The sequence below is a fragment of the Ruegeria sp. HU-ET01832 genome (assembly GCF_040371315.1).
In the GTDB taxonomy this organism is placed as follows: Bacteria; Pseudomonadota; Alphaproteobacteria; order Rhodobacterales; family Rhodobacteraceae; genus Ruegeria; species Ruegeria lacuscaerulensis_A.
In genome coordinates this window covers 409,107-432,221 of sequence record NZ_BAABWL010000001.1, presented here as the reverse complement: position 1 = coordinate 432,221, position 23,115 = coordinate 409,107, and the positions used below count along the sequence as shown (strand labels likewise).

At 58.6% G+C, this 23,115-nt stretch carries 26 protein-coding genes; 17 read left to right on the top strand and 9 right to left on the bottom strand.

The window, feature by feature from the left end:
* The first annotated feature begins 180 nt into the window (after positions 1-180).
* On the top strand, positions 181-1,125 hold the full coding sequence (locus ABWV79_RS02165; protein WP_353390208.1) for a hypothetical protein: 945 nt from the start codon (positions 181-183) through the stop codon (positions 1,123-1,125).
* A gap of 73 nt (positions 1,126-1,198) precedes the next feature.
* Here ABWV79_RS02165 and tyrS read toward each other — a convergent pair whose 3' ends face one another.
* Complete coding sequence (tyrS, locus tag ABWV79_RS02160) at positions 1,199-2,443, bottom strand: tyrosine--tRNA ligase (RefSeq protein ID WP_353390206.1); 1,245 nt, start codon at positions 2,441-2,443, stop codon at positions 1,199-1,201.
* Positions 2,444-2,624: 181 nt separating this feature from the next.
* Between tyrS and ABWV79_RS02155 the strand changes: the two genes are divergently transcribed.
* The 3 genes from ABWV79_RS02155 to ABWV79_RS02145 are packed head-to-tail and all read left to right on the top strand — an operon-like array spanning position 2,625 to position 5,170.
* Positions 2,625-3,737 (top strand): anhydro-N-acetylmuramic acid kinase, encoded by a 1,113-nt coding sequence (locus tag ABWV79_RS02155; protein WP_353390205.1) that lies wholly within the window; start codon positions 2,625-2,627, stop codon positions 3,735-3,737.
* A 40-nt stretch (positions 3,738-3,777) separates the two neighbouring features.
* The gene (locus ABWV79_RS02150; protein ID WP_353390203.1) at positions 3,778-4,542 is read left to right on the top strand and encodes a hypothetical protein; all 765 of its coding nucleotides are present in this window, start codon (positions 3,778-3,780) and stop codon (positions 4,540-4,542) included.
* Positions 4,535-5,170: a hypothetical protein gene (locus ABWV79_RS02145; protein ID WP_353390202.1), complete on the top strand. Its 636-nt coding sequence runs from the start codon at positions 4,535-4,537 to the stop codon at positions 5,168-5,170. The genes ABWV79_RS02150 and ABWV79_RS02145 overlap by 8 nt, the downstream gene beginning before the upstream one ends.
* Positions 5,171-5,176: 6 nt before the next feature.
* Here the strand turns inward: ABWV79_RS02145 and ABWV79_RS02140 are convergent, their stop codons facing one another.
* Positions 5,177-6,067, bottom strand: coding sequence for a fatty acid desaturase (locus ABWV79_RS02140; protein ID WP_353390200.1), 891 nt, complete (start codon positions 6,065-6,067; stop codon positions 5,177-5,179).
* Positions 6,068-6,070: 3 nt separating this feature from the next.
* Positions 6,071-6,490, bottom strand: a complete 420-nt coding sequence (locus ABWV79_RS02135; RefSeq protein WP_353390197.1) for a cupin domain-containing protein — start codon at positions 6,488-6,490, stop codon at positions 6,071-6,073.
* Between the two features lie 86 nt (positions 6,491-6,576).
* On the opposite strand from ABWV79_RS02135, the gene ABWV79_RS02130 reads away from it, so the two are divergent.
* Complete coding sequence (locus tag ABWV79_RS02130) at positions 6,577-7,995, top strand: protein adenylyltransferase SelO (protein WP_353390196.1); 1,419 nt, start codon at positions 6,577-6,579, stop codon at positions 7,993-7,995.
* Here the strand turns inward: ABWV79_RS02130 and ABWV79_RS02125 are convergent.
* Entirely contained in the window at positions 7,971-8,882 is a 912-nt protein-coding gene (locus ABWV79_RS02125) for an FHA domain-containing protein (RefSeq protein ID WP_170354413.1), read from the bottom strand. The two genes, ABWV79_RS02130 and ABWV79_RS02125, sit on opposite strands and share 25 nt — an antisense overlap.
* Positions 8,883-9,075: 193 nt before the next feature.
* On the opposite strand from ABWV79_RS02125, the gene ABWV79_RS02120 reads away from it, so the two are divergent.
* The 5 genes from ABWV79_RS02120 to ABWV79_RS02100 all read left to right on the top strand — a co-directional run bounded on the left by ABWV79_RS02120 (position 9,076) and on the right by ABWV79_RS02100 (position 13,172).
* Positions 9,076-9,780: an endonuclease/exonuclease/phosphatase family protein gene (locus tag ABWV79_RS02120; RefSeq protein ID WP_170354412.1), complete on the top strand. Its 705-nt coding sequence runs from the start codon at positions 9,076-9,078 to the stop codon at positions 9,778-9,780.
* A gap of 75 nt (positions 9,781-9,855) precedes the next feature.
* Positions 9,856-10,269: a Fur family transcriptional regulator gene (locus tag ABWV79_RS02115; RefSeq protein ID WP_170354411.1), complete on the top strand. Its 414-nt coding sequence runs from the start codon at positions 9,856-9,858 to the stop codon at positions 10,267-10,269.
* A gap of 126 nt (positions 10,270-10,395) precedes the next feature.
* Positions 10,396-11,277 carry a DMT family transporter gene (locus tag ABWV79_RS02110; protein ID WP_353390194.1) on the top strand — a complete coding sequence of 294 codons (882 nt, stop codon included), beginning with the start codon at positions 10,396-10,398 and terminating at the stop codon, positions 11,275-11,277.
* A gap of 124 nt (positions 11,278-11,401) precedes the next feature.
* Positions 11,402-12,679: a phosphopyruvate hydratase gene (eno, locus tag ABWV79_RS02105; protein WP_353390192.1), complete on the top strand. Its 1,278-nt coding sequence runs from the start codon at positions 11,402-11,404 to the stop codon at positions 12,677-12,679.
* A gap of 325 nt (positions 12,680-13,004) precedes the next feature.
* On the top strand, positions 13,005-13,172 hold the full coding sequence (locus tag ABWV79_RS02100) for a hypothetical protein (protein ID WP_170354408.1): 168 nt from the start codon (positions 13,005-13,007) through the stop codon (positions 13,170-13,172).
* 36 nt (positions 13,173-13,208) lie between these two features.
* Here ABWV79_RS02100 and ABWV79_RS02095 read toward each other — a convergent pair whose 3' ends face one another.
* The 3 genes from ABWV79_RS02095 to mazG form a co-directional block, all read right to left on the bottom strand.
* Positions 13,209-13,658 (bottom strand): GNAT family N-acetyltransferase, encoded by a 450-nt coding sequence (locus ABWV79_RS02095; RefSeq protein ID WP_353390190.1) that lies wholly within the window; start codon positions 13,656-13,658, stop codon positions 13,209-13,211.
* Complete coding sequence (locus ABWV79_RS02090; RefSeq protein ID WP_353390188.1) at positions 13,655-14,593, bottom strand: nucleoside hydrolase; 939 nt, start codon at positions 14,591-14,593, stop codon at positions 13,655-13,657. The genes ABWV79_RS02095 and ABWV79_RS02090 overlap by 4 nt, the downstream gene beginning before the upstream one ends.
* 63 nt (positions 14,594-14,656) lie before the next feature.
* Positions 14,657-15,514, bottom strand: a complete 858-nt coding sequence (gene mazG / locus ABWV79_RS02085; RefSeq protein ID WP_353390784.1) for a nucleoside triphosphate pyrophosphohydrolase — start codon at positions 15,512-15,514, stop codon at positions 14,657-14,659.
* A gap of 66 nt (positions 15,515-15,580) precedes the next feature.
* On the opposite strand from mazG, the gene ABWV79_RS02080 reads away from it, so the two are divergent.
* From ABWV79_RS02080 to ABWV79_RS02065, 4 genes are all read left to right on the top strand, one after another.
* The gene (locus ABWV79_RS02080) at positions 15,581-16,744 is read left to right on the top strand and encodes a M20 aminoacylase family protein (protein WP_353390186.1); all 1,164 of its coding nucleotides are present in this window, start codon (positions 15,581-15,583) and stop codon (positions 16,742-16,744) included.
* A gap of 12 nt (positions 16,745-16,756) precedes the next feature.
* A complete protein-coding gene (speB, locus tag ABWV79_RS02075) occupies positions 16,757-17,722 on the top strand; it encodes an agmatinase (RefSeq protein ID WP_170752744.1) in 966 nt (321 codons plus the stop codon).
* A gap of 63 nt (positions 17,723-17,785) precedes the next feature.
* Positions 17,786-18,727 (top strand): agmatinase, encoded by a 942-nt coding sequence (gene speB, locus ABWV79_RS02070; RefSeq protein ID WP_353390184.1) that lies wholly within the window; start codon positions 17,786-17,788, stop codon positions 18,725-18,727.
* A 71-nt stretch (positions 18,728-18,798) separates the two neighbouring features.
* Positions 18,799-19,203 (top strand): DUF1499 domain-containing protein, encoded by a 405-nt coding sequence (locus tag ABWV79_RS02065; RefSeq protein ID WP_353390182.1) that lies wholly within the window; start codon positions 18,799-18,801, stop codon positions 19,201-19,203.
* Here the strand turns inward: ABWV79_RS02065 and ABWV79_RS02060 are convergent.
* Entirely contained in the window at positions 19,144-19,386 is a 243-nt protein-coding gene (locus tag ABWV79_RS02060; protein ID WP_502949841.1) for a hypothetical protein, read from the bottom strand. The genes ABWV79_RS02065 and ABWV79_RS02060 overlap by 60 nt on opposite strands.
* A gap of 108 nt (positions 19,387-19,494) precedes the next feature.
* Between ABWV79_RS02060 and prfA the strand changes: the two genes are divergently transcribed.
* From prfA to ABWV79_RS02045, 3 genes are all read left to right on the top strand, one after another.
* Positions 19,495-20,550, top strand: coding sequence for a peptide chain release factor 1 (prfA, locus tag ABWV79_RS02055; protein ID WP_353390178.1), 1,056 nt, complete (start codon positions 19,495-19,497; stop codon positions 20,548-20,550).
* The gene (gene prmC / locus ABWV79_RS02050; RefSeq protein WP_353390176.1) at positions 20,547-21,392 is read left to right on the top strand and encodes a peptide chain release factor N(5)-glutamine methyltransferase; all 846 of its coding nucleotides are present in this window, start codon (positions 20,547-20,549) and stop codon (positions 21,390-21,392) included. Before prfA ends, prmC begins: the two co-directional genes overlap by 4 nt.
* 238 nt (positions 21,393-21,630) lie before the next feature.
* Positions 21,631-22,200, top strand: coding sequence for a DUF4167 domain-containing protein (locus tag ABWV79_RS02045; protein ID WP_170354398.1), 570 nt, complete (start codon positions 21,631-21,633; stop codon positions 22,198-22,200).
* A 56-nt stretch (positions 22,201-22,256) separates the two neighbouring features.
* On the opposite strand, the gene rsmA is transcribed toward ABWV79_RS02045, so the two are convergent.
* On the bottom strand, positions 22,257-23,099 hold the full coding sequence (gene rsmA / locus ABWV79_RS02040; protein WP_353390174.1) for a 16S rRNA (adenine(1518)-N(6)/adenine(1519)-N(6))-dimethyltransferase RsmA: 843 nt from the start codon (positions 23,097-23,099) through the stop codon (positions 22,257-22,259).
* Between the last annotated feature and the right edge of the window lie 16 nt (positions 23,100-23,115).

Here is a 23,115-nt window from a genome sequence, read left to right as displayed (position 1 = left end):
AAGTGTTCATTAACTTGGCAACCCCCTCGGTGTCCAGTGATCGAGTATGGGTTTGTTATGTCTTGGGCGCAAAACCTAAAGGTATTCTCATATTCGGTTAATCCGCCTTTCACGCCCAATCGCCACTTCGTGACTGAAGAAATTCGCGAATTCGAGTGTTTTGCGATTGGAGGTGCTGTGATGCGAAAATTTTTGAAAGGAAGTGCTTGCGGGCTGCTTGTCGTCCCGTTGGCTGGAGTAATTTATGTAGGCGAGGCCGCTGCTGCGACAGAGACCTGTAACTGGAAAACGGCGCGCGACGCAACCAAACGAGGAGACTATGCGTCTCTGTGCGAATGCGCGCAAGTAACACCCAGCTTTCTGGAACGTCTGCAGCGACAGGCGGATTTCGATACCACGCTGCGGGTCACCAGCGAACAATGCCCGGGCCTAACCGGTTTGCTGACCGATCTTCCGACGGCTTCGATAGGTGCAACGGGTCTGAGCGGAGAAAGCCGCAGCAGCGACCAGTTCGCGGATACTGGCTCCGGAGTAGGTAACGGTGGCGATGGCCCCGGCAATGGCGGCGGTGGCGATGGCCCCGGCAATGGCGGCGGCGGTGATGGCCCCGGTAATGGCGGTGGCGGTGATGGCCCCGGTAATGGCGGTGGCGGCGATGGTCCCGGTAATGGCGGTGGCGGCGACGGTCCCGGTAACGGCGGTGGCCCCGGTAATGGCGGCGGCGGCAACGGCGGCAACAACGGAGGCCCTGGTAACGGCAACGGCAATGGTGGCAACCCCGGCAACGGTGGTGGCAACAACGGGGGTTCTGGTCCGGGCACCGGCAACGGCGGCGGTAACAATGGGCAGGGCGGCGGCTCTGGAAACGGTGGCGGCGGCAACGGAAATGGCGGAAACAACGGGGGCGGTAACGGCGCTGGCGGTCAGGGGAACGGAGGCAACAATGGTGGCCCCGGTAACGGTAATGGAAACAACGGTAACCCCGGCAACGGCGGCGGCAACACTGGCGGTTCCGGCCCCGGCACCGGTAATGGCGGCAGCAACAATGGTCAGGGCGGCGGCTCGGGCAATGGAGGTGGTGGCAATGGCAACGGTGGAAACAATGGCAACCGTGGGAACCGTTAACTTAACCCGCATATGAAATGACAACGGCCACCCTGCAAGGTGGCCGTTTTTTTCAGGAACAGGCGTATGGGTTTTAGCCCAGTTGCACCAAAGCGTGACGTTTCTTCCCGGCGCTCAACTTGATCGGCGAAGACAGCGCGTCTGCGTCGATCATCAACCCTGCGTCGGTCAAGGGGGCGTCGTCCAGCTTGGCTCCGTTCTCGGCGATCAGGCGCTTTGCTTCTTTTCCGGACTTGGCCAGTCCAGACTTCACGATCAGCTGAACAATCGAGGCAGGCAACTCAGCTGCTCCGACAGTCAGGGTCGGAAGGTCATCGCCCACACCGCCTTTTTCGAAGACCTCACGCGCGGTTGCTTCGGCCGTGGCTGCGGCCTCGGCCCCGTGCAGTAGGGTCGTGACTTCGTTGGCGAGGCGGATTTTGGCTTCGTTGATCTCGGACCCTTGCAGCGCGGCCAGACGGTCGCATTCATCGACGGGCAGTTCGGTGAATATCTTCAGGAAACGCCCTACGTCTGCGTCGGTGGTGTTGCGCCAGAATTGCCAGAACTCATACGCGCTGAGCATGTCTCCGTTTAGCCAGACTGCGCCCCCCTGCGACTTGCCCATCTTGCGGCCGTCACTGGTGGTCAACAGCGGAGTGGTCAGGCCGTAGATCTCGTGATCCAATACGCGGCGGGTCAGGTCGATACCGTTGACGATATTGCCCCACTGGTCCGATCCACCCATCTGCAGAACGCAGCTATAGCGGCGGTTCAGCTCTAGGAAGTCATAGGCTTGCAGGATCATGTAGTTGAATTCGAGGAAGCTCAGCGATTGTTCGCGATCCAGCCGCGATTTTACGGACTCGAAAGACAGCATCCGGTTGACCGAGAAATGCCGCCCGATATCGCGCAGGAAATCGAGGTAATTCAGGCTGTCCAGCCATTCCGCATTGTTCAGCATCAGCGCGCCGGTCTCGCTGTCATCATAGGACAGGTACTTGGCGAACACCTTTTGCATCCCGGCGATATTTGCGTCGATCTGTTCGGGGCCCAGCAGGGGGCGTTCATCCGACCGGAACGAGGGGTCACCCACCTTGGTCGTACCGCCACCCATCAGAGTGATCGGCTTGTGGCCGGTCTTTTGCAGCCAGCGCAGCACCATAATGTTCATCAGGTGGCCCACATGCAGCGACTGCGCCGTTGCGTCATAGCCGATATAAGCTGTTTGCACCCCGCTGATCAGCACCTCGTCAAGGCCCTGATAATCGGTGCAGTCGGCGAGAAAACCGCGCTCGATCATCGTGGCGATGAAATCCGATTTGGGGTGGTAGGTCATATCCGTGCCCTTTGGGTTTATGTTGCGGGGCAGTGTATAGGCGGTGGGGGTGGCAAGGAAAAGGCACCTTTTGCACGAAAAGCACGGGCCACGCCCGATGTGGCTTGCACTGTCTTCGCGTTACCGTGCAGGTTGAGGCCAACGCGCCGGATCAACGGGCGTGAGGAACACGAGGGCAAACATGGGTCGGGCGATCAGCAAAACAGGCGCAGTCAGGGCATTGGGCGCCATGTCGGGCACATCTCTGGACGGTGTCGATACGGCTGTGGTTGAAACCGATGGTGTGCGCATTCTGGGCTTTGGTCCCAGCGGATACCGGGCCTATTCAGATGCCGAGCGCGCCGTTTTACGGGCCGCGCTGGGCCAGTGGCACGGGCCCGACGTCGACGCCGCCGCCGAGCTGGTGACGGTTGCCCATGCCGAGGCGCTGTCCGAGTTCGATGAAATCGACCTGATCGGCTTTCACGGCCAGACCCTAGCGCATGAACCGCGCGGGCGGGGGACGTTGCAAGTGGGCGACGGCGACGGTCTGACTCAGGCACTGGGTGTTCCGGTCGTGTGGGACTTCCGCAGTGACGACGTGGCGATGGGGGGCGAGGGTGCTCCGCTGGCGCCGTTCTTCCATTTTGCCTGCGCCAAGTGGATTGGCGCGACCGAACCGCTGTGTTTCCTGAATCTGGGCGGGGTGGGGAACCTGACCTATGTTGACCCCAGCTTTGACGGACCCGAAGCCCCCGGCGCGCTGCTGGCCTTTGACACCGGCCCAGCCAATGCGCCCGTGGATGACCTGATGCAGGCGCGGCTGGGTCTGCCAATGGACCGGGACGGCGCGCTGGCTCGCCAAGGGGCGGTCGAGGCGGGTGCGCTGGAGCTGTTCCTGTCCGAGCCGTTCTTTCGCAAGATGCCCCCCAAATCGCTGGACCGGAACGACTTTGCCGAAGTGATCCGTCTGGTGCAGGAACTCTCGGACTCCGATGCCGTGGCAACCCTTACGGGTATGTGCGCCGCAGGTGTGATGCAGGGAATGGAGCATTGCCCCAAAGCCCCTGCGCGCGTGCTGGTCACGGGCGGAGGCCGTCGAAATCCGGTGCTAATGGACATGCTGCGTGCGGGCCTCGATTGCGCGGTCGAGCCGGTCGAGGCCGTGGGTCTGGACGGGGACATGCTGGAAGCTCAAGCCTTCGCCTACCTCGCCGTCCGCGTGGCGCGGGGGTTGCCGACCTCGTGCCCGGGGACAACCGGGGTCAAGGCGCTTGTCGGTGGGGGTGTGGTGAGTAGTGTCGCTGCAGGCTGAGCTGGTTGTATTTTGAGGTACAACCTATAAGTTAGTTAGCATGTTTTCGTTTTTGAGTTTTCGTTTTGTTAATCTTCCAGCGGTAGCGTGTTTTTTGACCTTGCTAAGTGTGCAGGGGGGTGATGCCGCAGATATGAAAATCGACTTCAGCGGGCAGCGAGGTCGCATTGAGTCACAACCGCTTGTGCATGAGGCGGGCTATTATTGTGCGCCGCCTGAAACTTTTGTTTTAGTCAGCTTTCGCCAAAAATTAACTTCTTGGGGTTTTGACATACGACCTTTCCTGCAAACTGACTCAAACCCGAAAAATGTTACGATTCGGCGTTCGGGTGAAGTTATGGAAGACCAGATCGGGACGCGGTTTCGGCGAGAGGTCTCGAGTGCCCGGTTTACGAATAATACATTGTTGTCACAAGAATTTTGGGCTGAGAGCACGCTCTTTCTGAGCGGAAAAATCTACTTTTGCGAATACAGTGGTTTTCTCGCTTTTGTACGCGCAAAAATTGACATGACGGGGAAAGTTGGGAACTTCGGGGTTCAATCGCAATGGTCCTTAGATCCAAGTACCAATCAACTGCGAATAGTCTCTAGATACTCAAAAGTGCTTTCAGAAGAAGGTGCAATAAAAGATATTAGTTTTCTTGGTTTGAGAGGTTTCCGAACCCCCGATATTGGACGCGCAGAACTGGAGTTTTTTGCTGCGGATGTTGATTTCGACCTAATAGATGGCGAAGGGACGATACCTATTGACGTGCGGGCGTCTTTCTACGTGGATTTAACGCTCCCGAGAGAAACACATGAGTAGGTTTGGGATCCTACTTTATGGCACAATTTTCGTGGCTCTGAGCCAAGTTGCCTGCGCTCGTGAGTGGAACGTGGTCCCTCCAGAAAAACCTGACACTAACGTTTCCTTGCAAGTGGCAGAGCATTCTTGTCCGGAACACTTCAACCCGGTTTCTTTGTCTGCGGAACTGAGGGGTTTTCAAAAAAAACTGATTGAGAACAAAAATCCGGGCAATTTTTTGCCTGCGGGGTCCAGTCGGGTGAGGTCTATAGTTACACCAGATCTCGATACGCGTGTCGCGGTTAAGGCGTGTCTGTATCGGTCATATTTTCTCCCAATCCAAGCAAGCGTCACTTTTCTTGGCGATTGGGGCGAGGAACGGAAAGAAGCGGTTGAAGTCCAGCTGAGCGCTGAGAGTCACGAAGATGGTCTTTGGCTGGAATACAACACATACTTGTTGAGCGGGAGCCGTGCTTTGGACGGTCTGAGGGATGTCGATAAAGAAGCGATTGAGGCCAATGTGGCTGGTTTTCTGGTCTTTCGCTTCGGGTACGATCCTGTGCGCTTGACTGGCGAAAACCACGATGGCGATTTGGTTCATCTGAAATCCGCAAATTTCAGCTTTTTTGTTCCGATTTTCACAGAATAATCTGCACTAACGCTCAACCGACCGCCCATACTCCACCGAAAACGCACCATACCCGTCTGACGTCGATTTCAAATGCGCTCGGGTCCACTTGTGTAACGCTGGTAGCTGGTGAAAAGGGACATTCGGAAAAGCGTGGTGCTCGGCGTGGTAGGGCATGTTCCAGGCCAGAAAGCGGATCAGTCGGTTGGTGAAGGTGGTGCGGGAGTTCTCGAGCATATTTGCAACCGGCGGGCAGAGGCCGTGTTCAGCCAGAAGATACAGCCTCAGAAAGGGCTGGCCGACCAGAACGGGGAGCAGCCACAGGCACCACAGCAAGGGTGATATAAACAGGCTGACAAGCGCTATGGCGTAGAGGCCCAGCAGCACCCGCGCCTCCAGCCGCATGGTTTTGTGCTGACGTGTCGGTAGATAGGGCGCGTTGATCTGGCCACGGGCATTTTGCACCAGAACCTGCGCCATGCCGCGCCAATAGGGCCAGCCGCTGAGGTAAATCAGCAGGCTGGGCCAATTGTCGGGCTTGGGTTTGCCACCCAGTTCGGGATCATTCTCGGGGTGGTTGGTCCATTTGTGATGGGCCAGATGAAAATAACGGAACCAGACAAAGGGCAGGGCAATCGGAACCGCCACCAGATGGCCCACGACCTCATTCACCCAAGGGGATTTGAACGGCGTCTTGTGCGTGCATTCATGGCTCAGGGTAAAGAGGAAGACCAACAGGATACCCTGAGGCAGGATCAGCAAAGGCCAGAAAGGCACCCGCGCGATGATGCCGATACTGGTGGCAGACAACGCCAGCACATAAAACGCCAGATGCCGCAGCCCGGCTGTGTTGGACCGCTCTTGCAGTTTGTCTTTCGCCTTGGCTGGAATGGAAGCGATGAGGGCGCGGTGATCCATGGCTCAACCCTTGGGGATATCGAAACCCGGCGCGGCCAGCTCGAAGCCGTCGAACTCGAACCCCGGAGAAACCGTGCAGCTTACCAGAGTGAAAGACCCGGTGCTGCGTGCGGCTTGCCAGTGGTTTTTGGGAACGATCAGTTGCGGCGCGCCTTGGGTTAGATCTGGGGATAGGAAATGTTCGGTCGCCGGGCCGTCATTCGAGGCGCTGAGCGACAATATCAGCGGATCGCCAGCGTGATACAGCCAGATCTCGGTCGCGTCGACACGGTGCCAGTGGCTGCATTCCCCCTCGGCCAGTAGGAAGTAAATACAGGTGCCGGTGGCGCGGCCTGCGTTGTCGGCGCGCCATGTCTCGCGGAACCAGCCGCCTTCGGGGTGCTGTTGCAGGTTCAGGAGGTCGATAATCTCTTGTGCGGTCATGGGGCCCTCGGGGTGTTTGGGGCGATTATGCACGGGATCGCGCGATCCGCTATGGTATTCGCACAGAGGAGGAATATGTTTGCCTCATGACCCTGACGATCCCGTTTGACAACAGCTACGCCCGCCTTCCCAACAGCTTTTACGCTCGGCAGGCCCCGGTGCCAGTGAGAGCGCCGCAACTGATCGCCTTTAACAGCGATCTTGCGGCGATCCTTCGTGTGAGCCCTGGTGAGGTGCAGGATATGGCCGAAGCCTTTGCCGGGAATACGCTACCCGAGGGGGCAGAGCCGATCGCACAGCTTTACTCGGGGCATCAATTTGGCAACTACAATCCCCAGCTGGGAGACGGCCGCGCGGTGCTTTTGGGCGAGACTGTCGGAACAGACGGCGTGCGCCGTGATATTCAGCTGAAGGGGTCGGGCCCCACGCCTTTCAGCCGTCAAGGCGACGGGCGCGCATGGCTGGGGCCTGTGCTGCGTGAATACGTGGTATCCGAGGCGATGCACGCGCTGGGCATTCCCACCACACGAGCTCTAGCGGCTGTCGAGACCGGAGAGATCGTGCTGCGCGAGGGTCCAATGCCCGGCGCTGTCCTGACCCGTGTAGCGCGCAGTCATTTGCGTGTGGGGACGTTTCAGGTTTTTGCTGCGCGGGGACAGTTGGACAGCCTGCGCCGCCTGACCGAATACGCGATTGAACGTCACTACCCACAAGCCGATGGACCGATGGGTCTGTTGCGCGCCGTCGTACAGGTGCAGTCCGAGTTGATTGCGGCCTGGATGAGTGTTGGTTTCATCCATGGGGTGATGAATACCGATAACTGTTCGATTGCCGGAGAGACCATCGACTACGGCCCTTGTGCGTTCATGGACAGCTATCACCCCAATACGGTCTACAGCTCGATCGATCGGATGGGGCGCTATGCCTATTCGAACCAGCCCGACATAGCTGTCTGGAATCTGGCTCAACTGGCCACCGCCTTGATCCAGCAGATGGAGGACAAGGACGCGGCGGTTGAGGAAGCGACCGAGATCATTCACGCCATGCCCGACCTGTTGCAGCAGAACTGGTTAGCACGTTTCCGGGCCAAGATCGGCCTTGCGACCGAAGAGGATGGCGATCAGCAGGTGATTTCGGACCTGTTGGCACGGATGGCGCAGGGGCAAGCGGATTTCACCAATACGTTTCGCGCGCTTGGTAGTGACGCGGCGCGGGATCAATTCGCAGATCCTCAGGCATTCGATGCATGGTCCGAGGGGTGGCATTCTCGCTTGGAACGCGAGGACGACCCAACGGCAACCATGTCCGCTGCGAACCCGGCCTTTATTCCTCGTAATCACCGCGTGGAACAGATGATACAAGCGGCGGTGCAGGGCGACTATGCGCTGTTCCAGCGGTTGAATGACGTTCTTTCACGCCCCTATGAAGACCAGCCCGAGGCAGTTGACCTGACACATCCGCCGTCAGAGGCTGAGGTCGTTCACGCCACGTTCTGCGGCACCTGAGGGCGGCCCAGAATCTGGAATTGCAGACAAGCCTCTGACACTTCGATGGGCAAGGTCGGAGATATCAGCCCACTATCCGCCAGCATGACAGATTCGCGTTTGAGCTGGATTTCACGTCCCGATTCCGACTTCACATAGGTGCCCGACGTGCTGCGATCCGACAGGATCAGCTTGCCATCCTTCATGGTCAAAACCATGTGCAGGCGGGACACCCATGGTTGGCTCAGTACCACGTCGCAATCCGGTGAACGGCCTATCTTTAACTCGCCATTGTCCTGACACCGCCACGAGCGGTCCTCGTGGGACACAACAAGCGTCAGCCCCTCGGGTGCGTTGAAATGCGCCTCGGTTCGACCATAAGACAAAGGCAGCCGCGTCTGGGTGAAAGTGCTCATGGTCGGGCTGATCAGAGAATGCGCGGCGAATTGCTCGGTCAGGCCCTTGAGGTTCAGCCGACCCAGTGGTTTGAGCATGCGGCGCAGGGAATCTGGCAACAACCCGGCGGCATCTTCACTGACGCAGGCCTCACCGGGATTTGCCGCCGTTGCAAGGCGGGCGGTGATATTTACGGCCTCGCCATACACCCCTTTTTCGGCCAAAACGATCTGTCCGGAGTGGACGCCCACATGAACGGACAGAGAGGTTTCAGGCGATCCCTCGATCAGCTCCAGCACTGCGTTTATTGCGGCATTGGCATCCAGAAAGTAGCTAAGGACATCGTCCCCCTTCTGCCCAACCTGCGTGCCGCCATGTTGGCGCAACACATGTCTCAACCGATCCAGTTCGAGTTGGATCAACCTTTGGGCTTCTGTGTCCCCGACAGCCTTGTAGAGCGGCGTGCTTCCCGAGATGTCGGCAATTACCAGAGTGGCGAAGGTGGTTTCCACGTGAGATCCTTGGGTTCGGTTTGCGGCACTCTAGCTGCGCAGAACAGTTTGCACACGCGATTTGCGCTTGTTTAACGCACTTTGTGGCGAAATTCTCCTTTGAAAGTTGTTCTGTGCCTAACTCTTGGAAATTTCATGTTGCGCTGGGCGCAGGGCGTGGCACTGTTGGGGCTGATAATCAGCCCCGAACGCTATGACCTCTTTACCCACACTGCGTATTGCCAGCTACAATATACAGAAATGTGTCGGTTTGGATTTCCGCCGACAGCCGCAGCGTATCATGCAGGTCATCGATAGCATGAAGGCGGATATCGTTGTTCTGCAAGAGGCAGACAAACGCCTGCCGCCGCGCCCGGCAGCCCTGCCGCACTTCATGTTGGACGAGGCCGGTTGGGAGATTGTCGATCTTGGAGGGGCGGGTAGTCTGGGCTGGCATGGTAACGCCGTGATCTGGAAAGGCGGTGCGATTGAGGTGCGTCAGACAGGCCATCACGATCTTCCGGGGCTGGAACCGCGAGGTGCGGTCAGAGTCGAATTTGACACCCCCATCGGCCCTTTGCGGGTCATGGGGATGCATCTGGGTCTATTGCCGGCATCGCGCCGACAGCAAATTACTCATATCCGCCGATGTGACGAAGACCTGCACGATATGCCTACGGTTTGGGCTGGTGATTTCAATGAATGGTCGCGCCAGCCAGTGCTGGACCATCTGGCGCCGGGCATGCGTTTCCTGCCTCCGGTCCCCAGCTTTCCCGCCGCACAGCCACTGGGTGCACTGGACCGGATCGCGCTGGGCGCAGGGCTTGAGGCGGTGGTGCATGGTGTCCACGATGCGCGGCCTGCGCATATTGCATCGGATCACTTGCCCATCTGGGCTGATCTGCGGCGCGTGGCCTAAGATACAATTCCCCGGTGGCGCAGAGTGCGCAGACGTATTAAGACAGAGAACCGAATATATCCCCGAGGGTCACTCATGTCCGATACGATCATCGCCCGTTGCGAAGCCAAGGGCCTGCGCATGACAGGTCAGCGTCGTACAATTGCACAGGTGCTGCAACAAAGCGAAGATCATCCGGATGTCGAAGAACTGTATGCCCGCGCTTCAAAGGTCGATGCGGGGATCTCCATCGCCACGGTCTATCGCACTGTAAAACTGTTCGAAGAGGCAGGGATTCTGGAGCGCCTGGAATTCGGCGACGGTCGCGCGCGCTATGAGGATGCTGAACGGGATCACCATGACCACCTGATCGACATGCAAACAGGTCAGGTCATTGAATTCGTAGACCCCGAGATCGAAGCGCTGCAGGAAAGGATTGCCGCCAAGCTGGGGTATAAGCTGAAAGGCCACCGACTGGAGCTTTACGGCGTTCCGCTGGAACAAGACTGATTCATCACGAATCCCGAACGATGATCGCACGCGAATTCATGTTTCTCGCGTGGATATCTCTTGCCTGAGTGATGGGCTTGCGATTTCTGTGAAGGGGCGGGCAGCGCTTTTCTGACGGAACGGATCATGAATAACGTAAACGGCATTCTATTGGTCGTCGGCGCAATGGCGGCCTTTGCGCTTGAGGATATGTTCATCAAGCACCTGTCGGTGTCAGTTCCGACCGGTCAGATCATGATTCTTTTGGGCGCGGTCTGTGGATTGGTCTTTGCCATTATGGCAGTTGGCACACGCAAACGGATCTTTGACAGGGTCGCATGGCGCCCTTTGCCGCTAGTCCGCGCAGGCAGCGAAGGGATAGGCGCGATTGCTTTCGTGACCGCGCTGGCTCTGGTCGATTTGTCCACGGTGGCTGCGGTATTTCAGGCCATGCCGTTGGCTGTGACTGTCGGGGCGGCGCTGTTTCTGGGGGAACAGGTCGGCTGGCGCAGGTGGAGCGCGGTAGGCGTTGGTTTCGTCGGGGTATTGATGATCATCCGACCGGGGCTTGAAGGGTTTCAGCCCGAGACCCTGTTAGTCGTTATTAGCGTTGTTTGCATTGCCGCGAGGGATCTGATCACGCGTCGATTGGATGCCGACATTGCGTCGTCGGTTGTGGCTCTGCAGGCTTATATCGCGGCGATTTTGGGTGGGCTGGTGCTTATGGTAGTTCAGACGCAACCGCTTGTCCCACTTGGTTCTGCGCAGATGGCGCCGCTGATCGGGGCCGTCATTTTCAGTGTCATCGGCTACTATGGCATCGTCACCGCTATGCGAGTGGGCGATGCGTCGGCGCTGACTCCGTTCCGCTACACGCGATTGGTTTTTTCGATTGCCGCCGGCATGATCATGTTTGGAGAGCGACCGGACCTGATGACGATTGCAGGGGCCTCACTCATCCTTGGCTCGGGCCTTTACACTTTCCTGCGGGAACGTCGTTTGGCGCAGGATATGGCTGCTGTGGCCTGACGGATCGTCGCAGGTTTGCGCAAACACCTGCCGTGAATCATGTTAGCGATAACATGCGTGGTTTACTTTTTGCCTCGTGATGCTATGAGGCGTGCAACTTATTGCAGCCAAAGGGACGGGCCTCATGAGCACGATTATCGACATCCACGCACGCGAAATTCTGGACAGCCGGGGCAACCCGACGGTCGAGGTGGACGTGATCCTGGAAGACGGAACCATGGGCCGGGCGGCTGTGCCCTCGGGCGCGTCCACAGGGGCCTATGAGGCGGTGGAAAAGCGCGACGGTGACAAGGCGCGCTATATGGGCAAGGGCGTGCTGGAAGCGGTTGCTGCCGTGAATGGCGAGATCGCCGAGGAACTGGTGGGTTTTGACGCTACTGAACAGGTTGCCATCGACCAGGCGATGATCGAACTGGACGGGACCGAGAATAAGGGCCGTCTGGGCGCAAATGCCATTTTGGGCGTGTCGCTGGCCACAGCCAAGGCGGCGGCGGATTTTACCACCCAGCCTCTGTACCGCTATGTTGGCGGCACCTCTGCCCGCGTTCTGCCGGTGCCGATGATGAACATCATCAATGGTGGCGAGCATGCGGATAACCCGATCGACATTCAGGAATTCATGATCATGCCGACCTCGGCCAGCAATATCCGCGAGGCGGTGCGCATGGGGTCCGAAGTGTTCCACACACTGAAAAAAGAACTGTCCTCAGCCGGTCTGGCCACCGGTGTCGGCGATGAAGGTGGCTTTGCACCCAACATTGCCAGCACCCGCGAGGCGCTGGATTTCATCCTGAAGTCCATCGAAAAGGCGGGCTACAAGCCGGGTGAGGAAATCCATCTGGCGTTGGATTGCGCCGCCACGGAATACTACAAAGACGGCAAATACGTACTGGCGGGCGAGGGCACAACACTGACCTCCGAGGAAAACGCGGCCTATCTGGCGGCGCTGGTCAAAGACTACCCGATCATCTCGATCGAAGACGGTATGTCTGAGGATGACTGGGACGGTTGGAAAGCCCTGACCGACGCCATCGGCAACGAGGTGCAACTGGTGGGTGACGACCTGTTCGTGACCAACCCCGAACGTCTGGCCGAGGGCATTGATCGCGGCTGCGCCAACTCGATGCTGGTCAAGGTGAACCAGATCGGCTCGCTGACCGAAACGCTGCGCGCCGTCGATATGGCGCACCGTGCGCGCTACACCAACGTGATGTCCCACCGATCGGGCGAAACCGAGGACGCGACCATTGCCGATCTGGCCGTAGCGACGAACTGTGGTCAGATCAAAACCGGCAGCCTCGCGCGCTCGGACCGCTTGGCCAAGTATAACCAGCTGATCCGCATCGAAGAGTCACTGGGTGAGGTGGCCGAATACGCCGGGGCGTCGATCCTGAAGCGCTGATCAGCGTAATACAGATAAATCTGACCCGGTCTTTCAAGGAAGGCCGGGTTTTTCATTTTGAAACCCGAATCCTGTGGCAACTAGAGAGCTGTGTGCCTTTAGTCGCACGACCGAAGTACGCTGCCGGGCCGTTCTTGTTCGCCTCAAAATTGCAGTCAGGTGACGCTAGGTAAAGATTCTTCAATTATTTCTAGAAAAATTGTGCTTCGATTCTAATCCCTTGGCAGAAGATTGATGCCATAACCCCAATTATGTGTGAACTTTTACCTATTAGCGAGACCCTGCCGCCAAGTATCTTGGAGGAACTACAGAAAAGGAGAATACCATGTCAGGTTCGAAATTCCTTCTCGCGGTTTCGTTGATCGGTACTGTTTTCATGGCGGCCTGTTCGGCGCCCGGAGTGTACCCAATTTCAGGTCAGTCGGTCTCGACTTCCGACCCCGTGAAGAACATGGATTCCCCCACCTATATGTACAGCGGTGAAATGCGCTAAGGCGCGTTCTCCGGGGGGCTGAACAAACAATTGCTATCAGAGCTTTTTGCTCATCAAAACATACTGATCGCGCGGTTTGAAGCCAGTGCGCATATACAATTTCTGCGCGGTTTCATTGGTGCGGTCGACCTCAAGATGCAAAGCGGTTAGCCCGGCTCCGGCCAGGGCTTTCGGCAAATCTAACAGGACTTCTGTGGCGATGCCGCGCCCGCGCACTGCGGGGCGGATGTATATCTCGTCGATGAAAGCATCCATGCCGCCGAACTCGATTGACCAGCCGAAGGTCAGTATGACGTAGCCAAGCGGCGCACGGGCAGGGCCAATCAGGTAGACGCAGCCATGTGGAATGCCCTCAAGCAGCGGTGCCAGTGCTGCGCGCCTGTGATCGGTATCTTGGTCGATGCCAGCTTCGGCGTGGAATGCCGAGACGAGACCGATCAACCTGTCCAAATCCTCGGGGCGGGCGAGTTTCAATGCTGCGCTCATAGTCTTGCCAGCCTTTCGGTGAGCAGGTCAAAGAACCCCTGCGCGTCAACGTCACCCATGAACATGGCGTTCGCAGGGCGATCTGTGACGCGCCACCAATCGGCTACGGTCATCCCCAGTGTCAGCTCCGATTGGGTCTCGATCTCGACATTGATAAGGCGACCCGAGAACAGCTCGGGGCGGATCAGATAGGCGGTGACGCAGGGATCGTGCAAGGGTGCGCCCTCCGATCCGTATTTTTCCTTGTCGAACCGTTCGAAGAAATCAGTCATCTCGGCCACCGCGTGTCCGACCTTGCTGTCCAGCGCGCGGAAGGCGTCGTTGCGGTGTGGGGTGACCAGCGCGTCATGGGTCACGTCCAGTGGCATAACGACGATGGGCGCGCCGGATTTGAACACGATATCAGCGGCTTCTGGATCGACATAGATATTGAATTCCGCCGCCGGAGTGATGTTGCCGACCTCGAAATAGGCGCCGCCCATCAGGACGATTTCCTGTATGCGGTCGACGATATCAGGGGCCTTGGTGAAAGCCGTCGCGATATTGGTGAGGGGGCCCAGCGGGCACAGTGTCACCGTGCCCGGTTCCTGCGCGCGCAGGGTGTCGATGATGAAATCGACCGCGTGCCCTTGGGCCAGCGGCATTTGCGGATCGGGCAGAACGGGACCGTCCAGGCCGGTTTTGCCGTGCACATGTTCTGCCGTAACCAAGGGGCGGTTCAGTGGCCGATCACAACCTGCATAAACCGGCACGTCCGTGTGGCCGGCCAGTTCGCAGACGATGCGCGCGTTCTTGGCGGTCAGCTCAAGCGGCACGTTTCCGGCGACAGCGGTGATGCCCAGCACGTCGATCTCATCCGGGCTGGCCAGCGCCAACAGGATGGCGACGGCGTCGTCCTGACCGGGGTCGGTGTCGATAATGATTTTGCGCGGCATGGGGGTCTCCGAGGGGCTAGAAGCGCGGACACTCGCAAGTGTCACAGCACTTGTCCAGCGGTTTCAGGCCCCGCTGGGCACATCCACCGGCGGGAGTTTGCCATTGGCGCGATGCTCCTCGGTTTTCACCTCGTCCCATATGGCGTCCATCTCGGCCAGATCGCTTTGGCTGGGTGTTTTACCGCGTTCGGCCAGGCGGGATTCGACCTGTTCAAAGCGGCGGGTGAACTTGGCGTTGGTGCGGCGCAGAGCGGCCTCAGGCTCGATTCCCAGATGACGGCCCAGATTGACGATCACGAACAGCAGATCGCCGAATTCATCTTCGAGCGCGTCGGCATCCATGCTGTCGCGGGCCTCTTCCAACTCGGCGGCTTCTTCGGTGATCTTGGCCAACACATGGCTGGCATCGGGCCAGTCAAACCCCACGCGCGCGGCGCGTTTTTGTAGCTTATGGGCGCGCAACAGGGCCGGCAGGTTGGCGGCCACACCGTCCAGTGCGCCTTTCAGTTCCTTTCCTGCACGTTCAGCGGCTTTGATCGTCTCCCAATCCAGAGTCTGTTGTTCAGCCGACTTGTCACGGGATTCGTCACCGAACACATGCGGGTGACGCGCGACCATCTTGTCCGACATGGTGCGGACCACGTCCTGAAAGGTGAAATGTCCCGCTTCTTCAGCCATTTGCGCGTGAAAAACCGATTGGAACAACAGGTCGCCTAACTCTCCCTTCAGCTCGTCATAAGCCTCGCGTTCGATGGCGTCGGCGACCTCATAGGCTTCTTCGATCGTGTAGGGGGCGATGGTGGCGAAATCCTGTTCGATGTCCCACGGGCAGCCGGTTTGCGGGTCACGCAGGCGACGCATGATTTCCAGCAAACGCTCGATCCCGGCGCCGCTATCGTGGATCAGAGGATTTTCGGCCATTGCGAACCCTTTCGTTCCGGTGTCAGATGCATCCATTCCGCAGACCGCTACAGGAGTCCACCCCAGATGCCCGTCGTCAACCGAATTGCCGATTATGCCGCCGATATGACCGCATGGCGGCAGCACCTGCATTCGATCCCCGAATTGGAGTTTCAGTGCCACCAGACGGCAGCTTTTGTTGCCGATAGGCTGCGCGAGTTTGGTGTAGATGAAATACATGAGGGCATCGCTACAACCGGTATCGTCGCAATTATCAATGGGCAGGCCGAGGGGGCGACGATCGGATTGCGCGCCGACATGGATGCGCTGCCGATCCCGGAAGAAACTGGCGTGGACTATGCCTCGAAACATCCCGGTAAGATGCATGCCTGCGGTCATGACGGGCATACCACGATGCTGCTGGGTGCAGCCCGTTATCTGGCCGAGACGCGAAACTTCGCGGGCCGCGTGGCGTTGATCTTTCAACCTGCCGAGGAAGAGGGCGGCGGCGCGGATATAATGGTTCAGGAAGGCATCATGGACCGGTTCGACATCGCGCAGGTCTATGCGCTGCACAATGCTCCGAACCTACCCGAAGGCGCTTTTTACACCACGCCCGGGCCGATCATGGCCGCGGTTGATACGTTTCACGTTCACATTCAGGGCGTGGGCGGTCATGGTGCCATGCCCCACGAAACCCGCGATCCGGTGATGGCCGCCTGTGGCATCGCTCAAGCACTGCAGACCATCGTCAGCCGCAACCATTACGCGCTGGACGATCTGGTGGTTTCGGTCACCCAAATTCATACCGGGTCGGTCAACAACGTGATCCCAGATACTGCCTATATCAACGGCACCGTGCGCACCTTTGACCCGGAGGTGCAGAAGATGGTGATGGAACGCATGGGGCAGATCGTTGCCGGGCAGGCGGCCTCATACGGGGTTGAGGCCGAGCTGGATTACGAGGTCAACTATCCCGCCACCATCAATGATGCCGGCAAGGCCGGATTTGCCGCTGAGGTGGCCCGCGAAATCTCGGGCGAAGGGCTGGTGGTCGAAAACATGACCCGCAACATGGGGGCCGAGGATTTCTCGTACATGCTGAACGCGCGCCCCGGCGCGTATCTGAATCTGGGGCAGGGCGAGGGCGCCGGGTTGCACCATCCTAAATACAACTTCAACGACGAAATCGCGCCTGTAGGGGCTTCGTTCTTTGCGCGGATCGTCGAAAAGGCACAGCCGCTGGGCTGACAAGGAAAAGACATGGGACTGGAAGACGCAAAAACTCAGGTGGATGAAGCATTCACCAACCCCGATCTCAAGGGGCTGTCGTTCGAGAATACGTTTGGCGGGGCAACCTCATTCCTGCGGCGGCTCTATACGAAAGATCTGAAGGGCGTGGATATCGCCGTGACGGGCGTGCCGTTCGATCAGGCCGTTACCAACCGCCCCGGCACAAGGCTGGGTCCCCGCGCCATGCGTGAGGCGAGCGCGCTGCAGTCGCCAGATGCGCCTTATGGTTGGCCCTTTGATGCGCTCAGCGAGCTGGCCATCGTGGATTATGGAGATATGGCCTATGACTATGCCAATATTCCGGCCTTTCCCGATACGCTCACAGATCATATCCGCACCATCCTGAATGCCGATGTGGCCTCGGTCACTTTGGGCGGGGATCACTATATCAGCTTTCCGATCCTCAAAGCCTATGCCGAGAAATACGGGCCGATGTCGCTGCTGCAATTCGATGCGCATACGGACACTTGGGCCGATGACGACATGACCCGCGTGGATCACGGCACGATGTTCTACAAGGCGGTGAAATCGGGGATCGTGGACCCGAAACGCTCGGTTCAGGTGGGGATCCGCACCACGAACGAGGACACTCTGGGCGTCAACATCATCGACGCGCGCGAGGTTTACGAATCCGGCCCCGCCGCCGTGGCGCAAAAGATCAAAGGCATTCTGGGCGACAGCCCCGTTTATCTGAGTTTTGACATCGACGGCTTGGACCCGGCCTTTGCGCCGGGCACCGGGACGCCCGTCTGGGGTGGGCTGAGTTCGATCCAAGCGCAGATCATCCTGCGTGACATTGCCGGGATCAACATCAAGGGCGGTGATGTGGTCGAGGTCTCTCCGCCCTATGACACATCGGGCGCGACGGCGATTGCCGGGGCCCACGTGGCGACGCAGATTATTTGCCTTTTGGGGTGGAACAAGCTCATGCCTTAACCATTGGTTAGCCATATTTCCGGTATCACCTTAACCAAAAGGTCGGACGGGAGAGATACGGGCATGACACAGTTTAACCAACCCATCAGCGGCAATGATCTGGCGCGGTTTTCGGGTCCGAACACGTTCATGCGCCTGCCGCAGGCGGACTCGTTGGCCGGGCTGGATGTGGCCGTGCTGGGCATCCCGATGGATATCGGCACCTCGTGGCGGTCGGGCACGCGGTTTGGTCCGAAACAGATCCGCGCCGAAAGCGCGATGATCCGGCCCTACAACATGGCCAGTTTTGCCGCGCCCTTCGACAGCCTTCAGATTGCGGATATCGGCGATCTGGCAATCAACACGTTTTCGTTGTCCGACAGTTTGAAAATAATACGCGAAAGCTATGACGCGATTCTGGCGCAAAACGTGACACCGGTTGCGATGGGAGGCGATCACTCGATCACATTGCCGATCCTGCGCGCGATCGCCGCCAAACACGGGCCGGTGGCGCTGGTCCATGTGGACGCCCATGCTGACGTGAACGATGAGATGTTTGGTGAAAAGGAAACTCACAGCACCGTCTTCCGCCGCGCCTATGAAGAGGGGCTGATCGTCCCCGACAAAACCTTTCAGATCGGTATCCGAGGCTCGGGCTATTCTGCGTCGGACTTCACCGAGGCCAAGGGCTGGGGGTTCAAGCAGTTCCCTGCGTGGGAACTGTGGCAACAGAATCTGACCGTGATCGGCGCACAAATCCGAAAGGAAATAGGAAAGCATCCGGTTTACGTTTCCTTCGATATCGACAGTCTCGACCCATCCTTTGCCCCCGGCACCGGCACACCCGAGATTGCTGGTCTGACCACCCCACAAGCGTTGCAGCTAATTCAGGCTTTGCGAGGGATGAATGTGGCAGGGTGCGATCTGGTCGAGGTGTCTCCGCCCTATGATCCTACGGGGAACACGGCGCTGACCGCTGCCAACCTACTGTTTGAAATGTTGTGCATTTTACCCGGAGTGACGTGACGGTACGGGGTGTCAAACCTTGCAGATGGGGCGCGTGCCGTTAGTTTGCCCTCAAAGCAAAGGGATAAATGATGAAGATGGTTCTTTGGCTGATCGTAGGGGCGGTGATTGCACTTGGGCTCTACATCCGACTTGCGCCCTCGGACCCTGCGCGCTGGCATTTGGCGGTTGCTGGTACTACGGATGAGGACATGCAAGGTGGGGTCATCCGTGTGGTCGAAACTGGGCCAGACGGCCTCGCAAAACTGGACGTGCTAGCACAAGCCACACCGCGCACCACCGTTCTGGCCGGATCTGTCGAAGATGGAATGATCACCTATGTCACCCGTACCCAAGTAATCGGCTTTCCCGACTACACCACGGTTCAGCAGGACGGCGACGTTCTGCGTATCCATGCCCGTCTGCGCTTTGGGCGTTCAGATTTTGGGGTAAACCGAGACCGTGTTGATGGGTGGCTTGCTGCGCTCCAGCTCTGAGGACAAACACCCTTCCGAGACCTCGCGCCACATCGGGACGTTTAGTGACATCTGGCACTGCGCCATGAACATGCGGCCATCGACTTGAAGGCAGATCATCTGGCCCAGATCAACGCGCGCGCCTGACTTGTCCGTGCAATAGCAGTCGCGCACCTTTCCGTCCGGCCCGACGTAGTCCGCCATGGCAGGCACCGCAAACAGCGATAAAATCAAAACCAACCCCTTCATGACGGCTAGCTTAGCACAAGCTCGGCCCTTGACCAAAGCCGCAGATTAGGGGACACCGCCGGGATGATCCCCGAAGAACGCCTTGAGCAGATAACCCAGCGATTCCAGTATCTCGAAGCGGCCATGTCCGATGGTGCCTCGGGCGGGGATATTGCTGCTCTGGCCAAAGAATATTCCGACCTCAAGCCTGTGGTCGACCAGATCATGGCTTGGCGGCAACTGCGCGCCGATCTGACTGATGCTCAGGCGATGCTGGCTGATCCCGACATGAAGGAGCTGGCCGAGGAGGAAATCCCCGATCTACAAGCCCGTATCCCCCAGGCCGAACATGCGCTGCAACTGGCGCTTTTGCCTAAAGATGCAGCAGACGCGCGCCCCGCGATGTTGGAAATCCGCCCCGGCACAGGCGGGGATGAAGCCGCGCTATTCGCAGGCGATCTGCTGCGCATGTATCAGCGCTATGCTGAGGCGCATGGCTGGCGGTTCGAGATTATCGAGGAGCAGGCTTCGGACCTCGGTGGGGTCAAGGAAGTCGTGGCCCATATCAAGGGTGACAATGTCTTTGCCCGCATGAAATACGAATCCGGCGTCCACCGGGTGCAGCGCGTGCCCGAAACCGAAAGCGGTGGGCGGATTCATACATCGGCTGCGACGGTCGCAGTTTTGCCCGAGGCCGAAGATGTCGATATTCAGATCGACGCGAATGACATTCGGATCGACACGATGCGCAGCTCGGGCGCGGGGGGACAGCACGTGAACACCACCGACTCGGCGGTGCGGATCACTCACTTGCCGACAGGGCTGGTTGTGACCAGTTCCGAGAAATCGCAGCACCGCAACCGAGAGATTGCGATGCAAGTTCTGAAAACGCGTCTCTATGACCTTGAAAGGCAGAGGATCGACAGCGAACGTTCGGCGGATCGCGCCAGTCAGGTCGGTTCGGGTGATCGTTCCGAGCGAATCAGGACGTATAATTTCCCGCAGGGCCGTATGACCGATCACCGCATCAACCTGACCCTGTATAAGCTGGATCAGGTGATGCAGGGCGATCTGGATGAGGTGATGGACGCGCTGACCGCCGATGATCAGGCGCGCCTGCTGGCCGAGATGGCCCTATGAACGGTCTGCAAACAGCGGCTCAGGCGATGGTGGCAGCCACGTCTCGCCTGCGGGCTGCAGGGGTCGATGATCCTGCACGTGATGCTCGCGTCCTGCTGGCCCACGCTGCCCGAATCGAAGCCAGCCGGGTCACCCTGATTGCGCCGGAAGAACTGTCGCACGAGATCGCTGAACGCTATGATCAACTTATTTCGCTGCGCGCCATTCGCGTTCCCGTATCGCATCTGCTGGGCGAACGTGAGTTTTATGGCCGCAGGTTTCGCGTAAGTCGTGATGTTCTGGATCCGCGCCCTGAAACCGAGATTCTGATCGAGGCCGCGTTGAGCGCACCGTTTGATCATCTGCTGGATCTTGGAACGGGTTCGGGCTGTATTCTGATCACGCTGTTGGCCGAACGCGCAAGTGCTTCGGGTGTTGGTGTCGATCTAAGCGAGGCCGCCTGCCTGCAGGCGAGCGCCAATGCGGTTCAACATCAGGTCCAAACCCGAGCCGAGATACAGCAATCAGATTGGTTTGAGAGCATAGAGGGGCAATATGACCTTATCGTCTCGAATCCGCCCTATATTTCGCTATCCGAGATGAATGATTTGTCACCGGAAGTCCGCGAGCACGAGCCTCGCATGGCGCTGACGGATGAAGGGGACGGGTTAGGAGCCTATCGTCGCATTGCTGCCGATGTCCCGGATTATCTAGTCCCCGGCGGTCGGGTGCTGGTGGAAATCGGCCCGACGCAAGGTCACGCGGTTGCCGCGCTATTTCAGGCGGCTGGGCTGGCAGAGACGCGGATTATTCCTGATCTGGATGGCCGTGACCGTGTTGTCTTGGCCAGAATGCCTGGGTGACGGCACATACTGAGGCTGAAAAGCGCCGATTGATGTAAAAAAGCTGCGAATTTTGGGATAAAGCCCTTGTCTGAACGCGCAGGACATGTTTACTCAGGATTAGTCGGAGAGGTTGACGCTATTGCAGCGCACCCCTGACGCCAAGCCCAAAAAAGTCGACATCGCGTTCCGGCTAAAGCCTTTGAGCAATGCAAGATGCGACGTGATCGACAGTGAATGACAAGGCTGACGAAAGTAGATGAGATCTTCCAAATCCCGCTCGCGGGCCAAGAATAACCGCAATCGTCCTTCTGGCGGCAACGTTGTAAACCGGGTCTTTGACAGCTCGGGGCCGGAAGGCAAGGTGCGCGGCACGCCCCAGCAGATCATTGACAAGTACAACCAGCTTGCCCGCGACGCGCAGCTGTCCAACGACCGTGTGGCTGCTGAGAACTTTCAGCAACACGCCGAACATTACCTGCGTTTGCTGAGCGAAGCGCAGCGTGAAATGGAGGCACGTCGGGAAGAACAGGAACGCCAGAACCGCGAACGGCAGGCCGAACGCGACCGAGAACGCGCGGAGCGTCAGGAACGTGAAGCGGCCCGCCAGGCCGATCCGGCCGAAGCACCGCAACCAGACGTCATGGATTTCAACGCCGAAGCGGCCCCGGAATCCGGTTTGGTGGAAACGCCCGAGGCCAAGGGGTCTGATGTTCCCGAAAAGAAAGAAAAGCCTGCCCGCAAACCGCGTGCCCGCAAGCCCAAACCAGCACCTGCCGCTGAAGAGGCTACTGCCGATAAGGGTGATGCACCTGAGGCGGCCGAGTAGGCCGCGTTAGATATGGAATGGAAAGCCCTGGTCAAGTGACCGGGGCTTTTTTGTTTTCAGCCCGCGCGGATTTGGCGCGCCAGTGCGCAGAAGGCTTCTAGCGGGACTTGTTCTGCCCGCTCGGTTGGTTGAATGCCGGCGGCCAATAGGCGGTCTTCGATATCGGAAGCGACCCCCTTCAACGAAGCGCGCATCATCTTGCGGCGTTGGTTGAATGCGGCGGCGACGACACGCGACAGGGTTGCAGCATCCGCAGGATGCCGAGGTTTGGGCAAGGCGGTCAGATGGACAACGGCGCTTGAAACTTTCGGCGGCGGGGTGAAAGCCCCAGGCGGTAAAGACATGGCGATACGCGCATCCGCCCGCCATTGCGCCAGAATGGCCAGTCGGCCATACGCCTTGCTGCCGGGTTGGGCAACAATACGCTCGGCCACTTCGCGCTGAAACATCAGAGTCAGGCTTTGCCAGAATGGCGGCCACTCCGGAGGGGTCAGCCAGCGGACCAGCAGTTCGGTACCGACGTTGTACGGCAAGTTGGCTGCAACTCGAATCGGCGGGCTGAGATGTGCCATGGGGTCGATTTCCAGCGCATCACCATTGATGATTTCCAGTCGACCGGGGTAGGCGGCAGCAATCTCGTTCAAAGCTGCGATACAGCGCGTGTCTTTTTCGACCGCCACAACCTTGCGCGCGCCCTCTGATAAAAGCCCACGGGTCAAACCGCCGGGGCCGGGGCCGATTTCGAGAACGTCACAGGCGCTAAGATCACCGGCCTGCCGCGAGATTTTTGCCGTCAGGTTGAGATCCAGCAGGAAGTTCTGCCCCAACGACTTGCGGGCCGAAAGCTGGTGCGCCGCGATGACCTCGCGCAGGGGGGGGAGTGTGTCGATTGCGCTCATGATCCGATTACCGTGG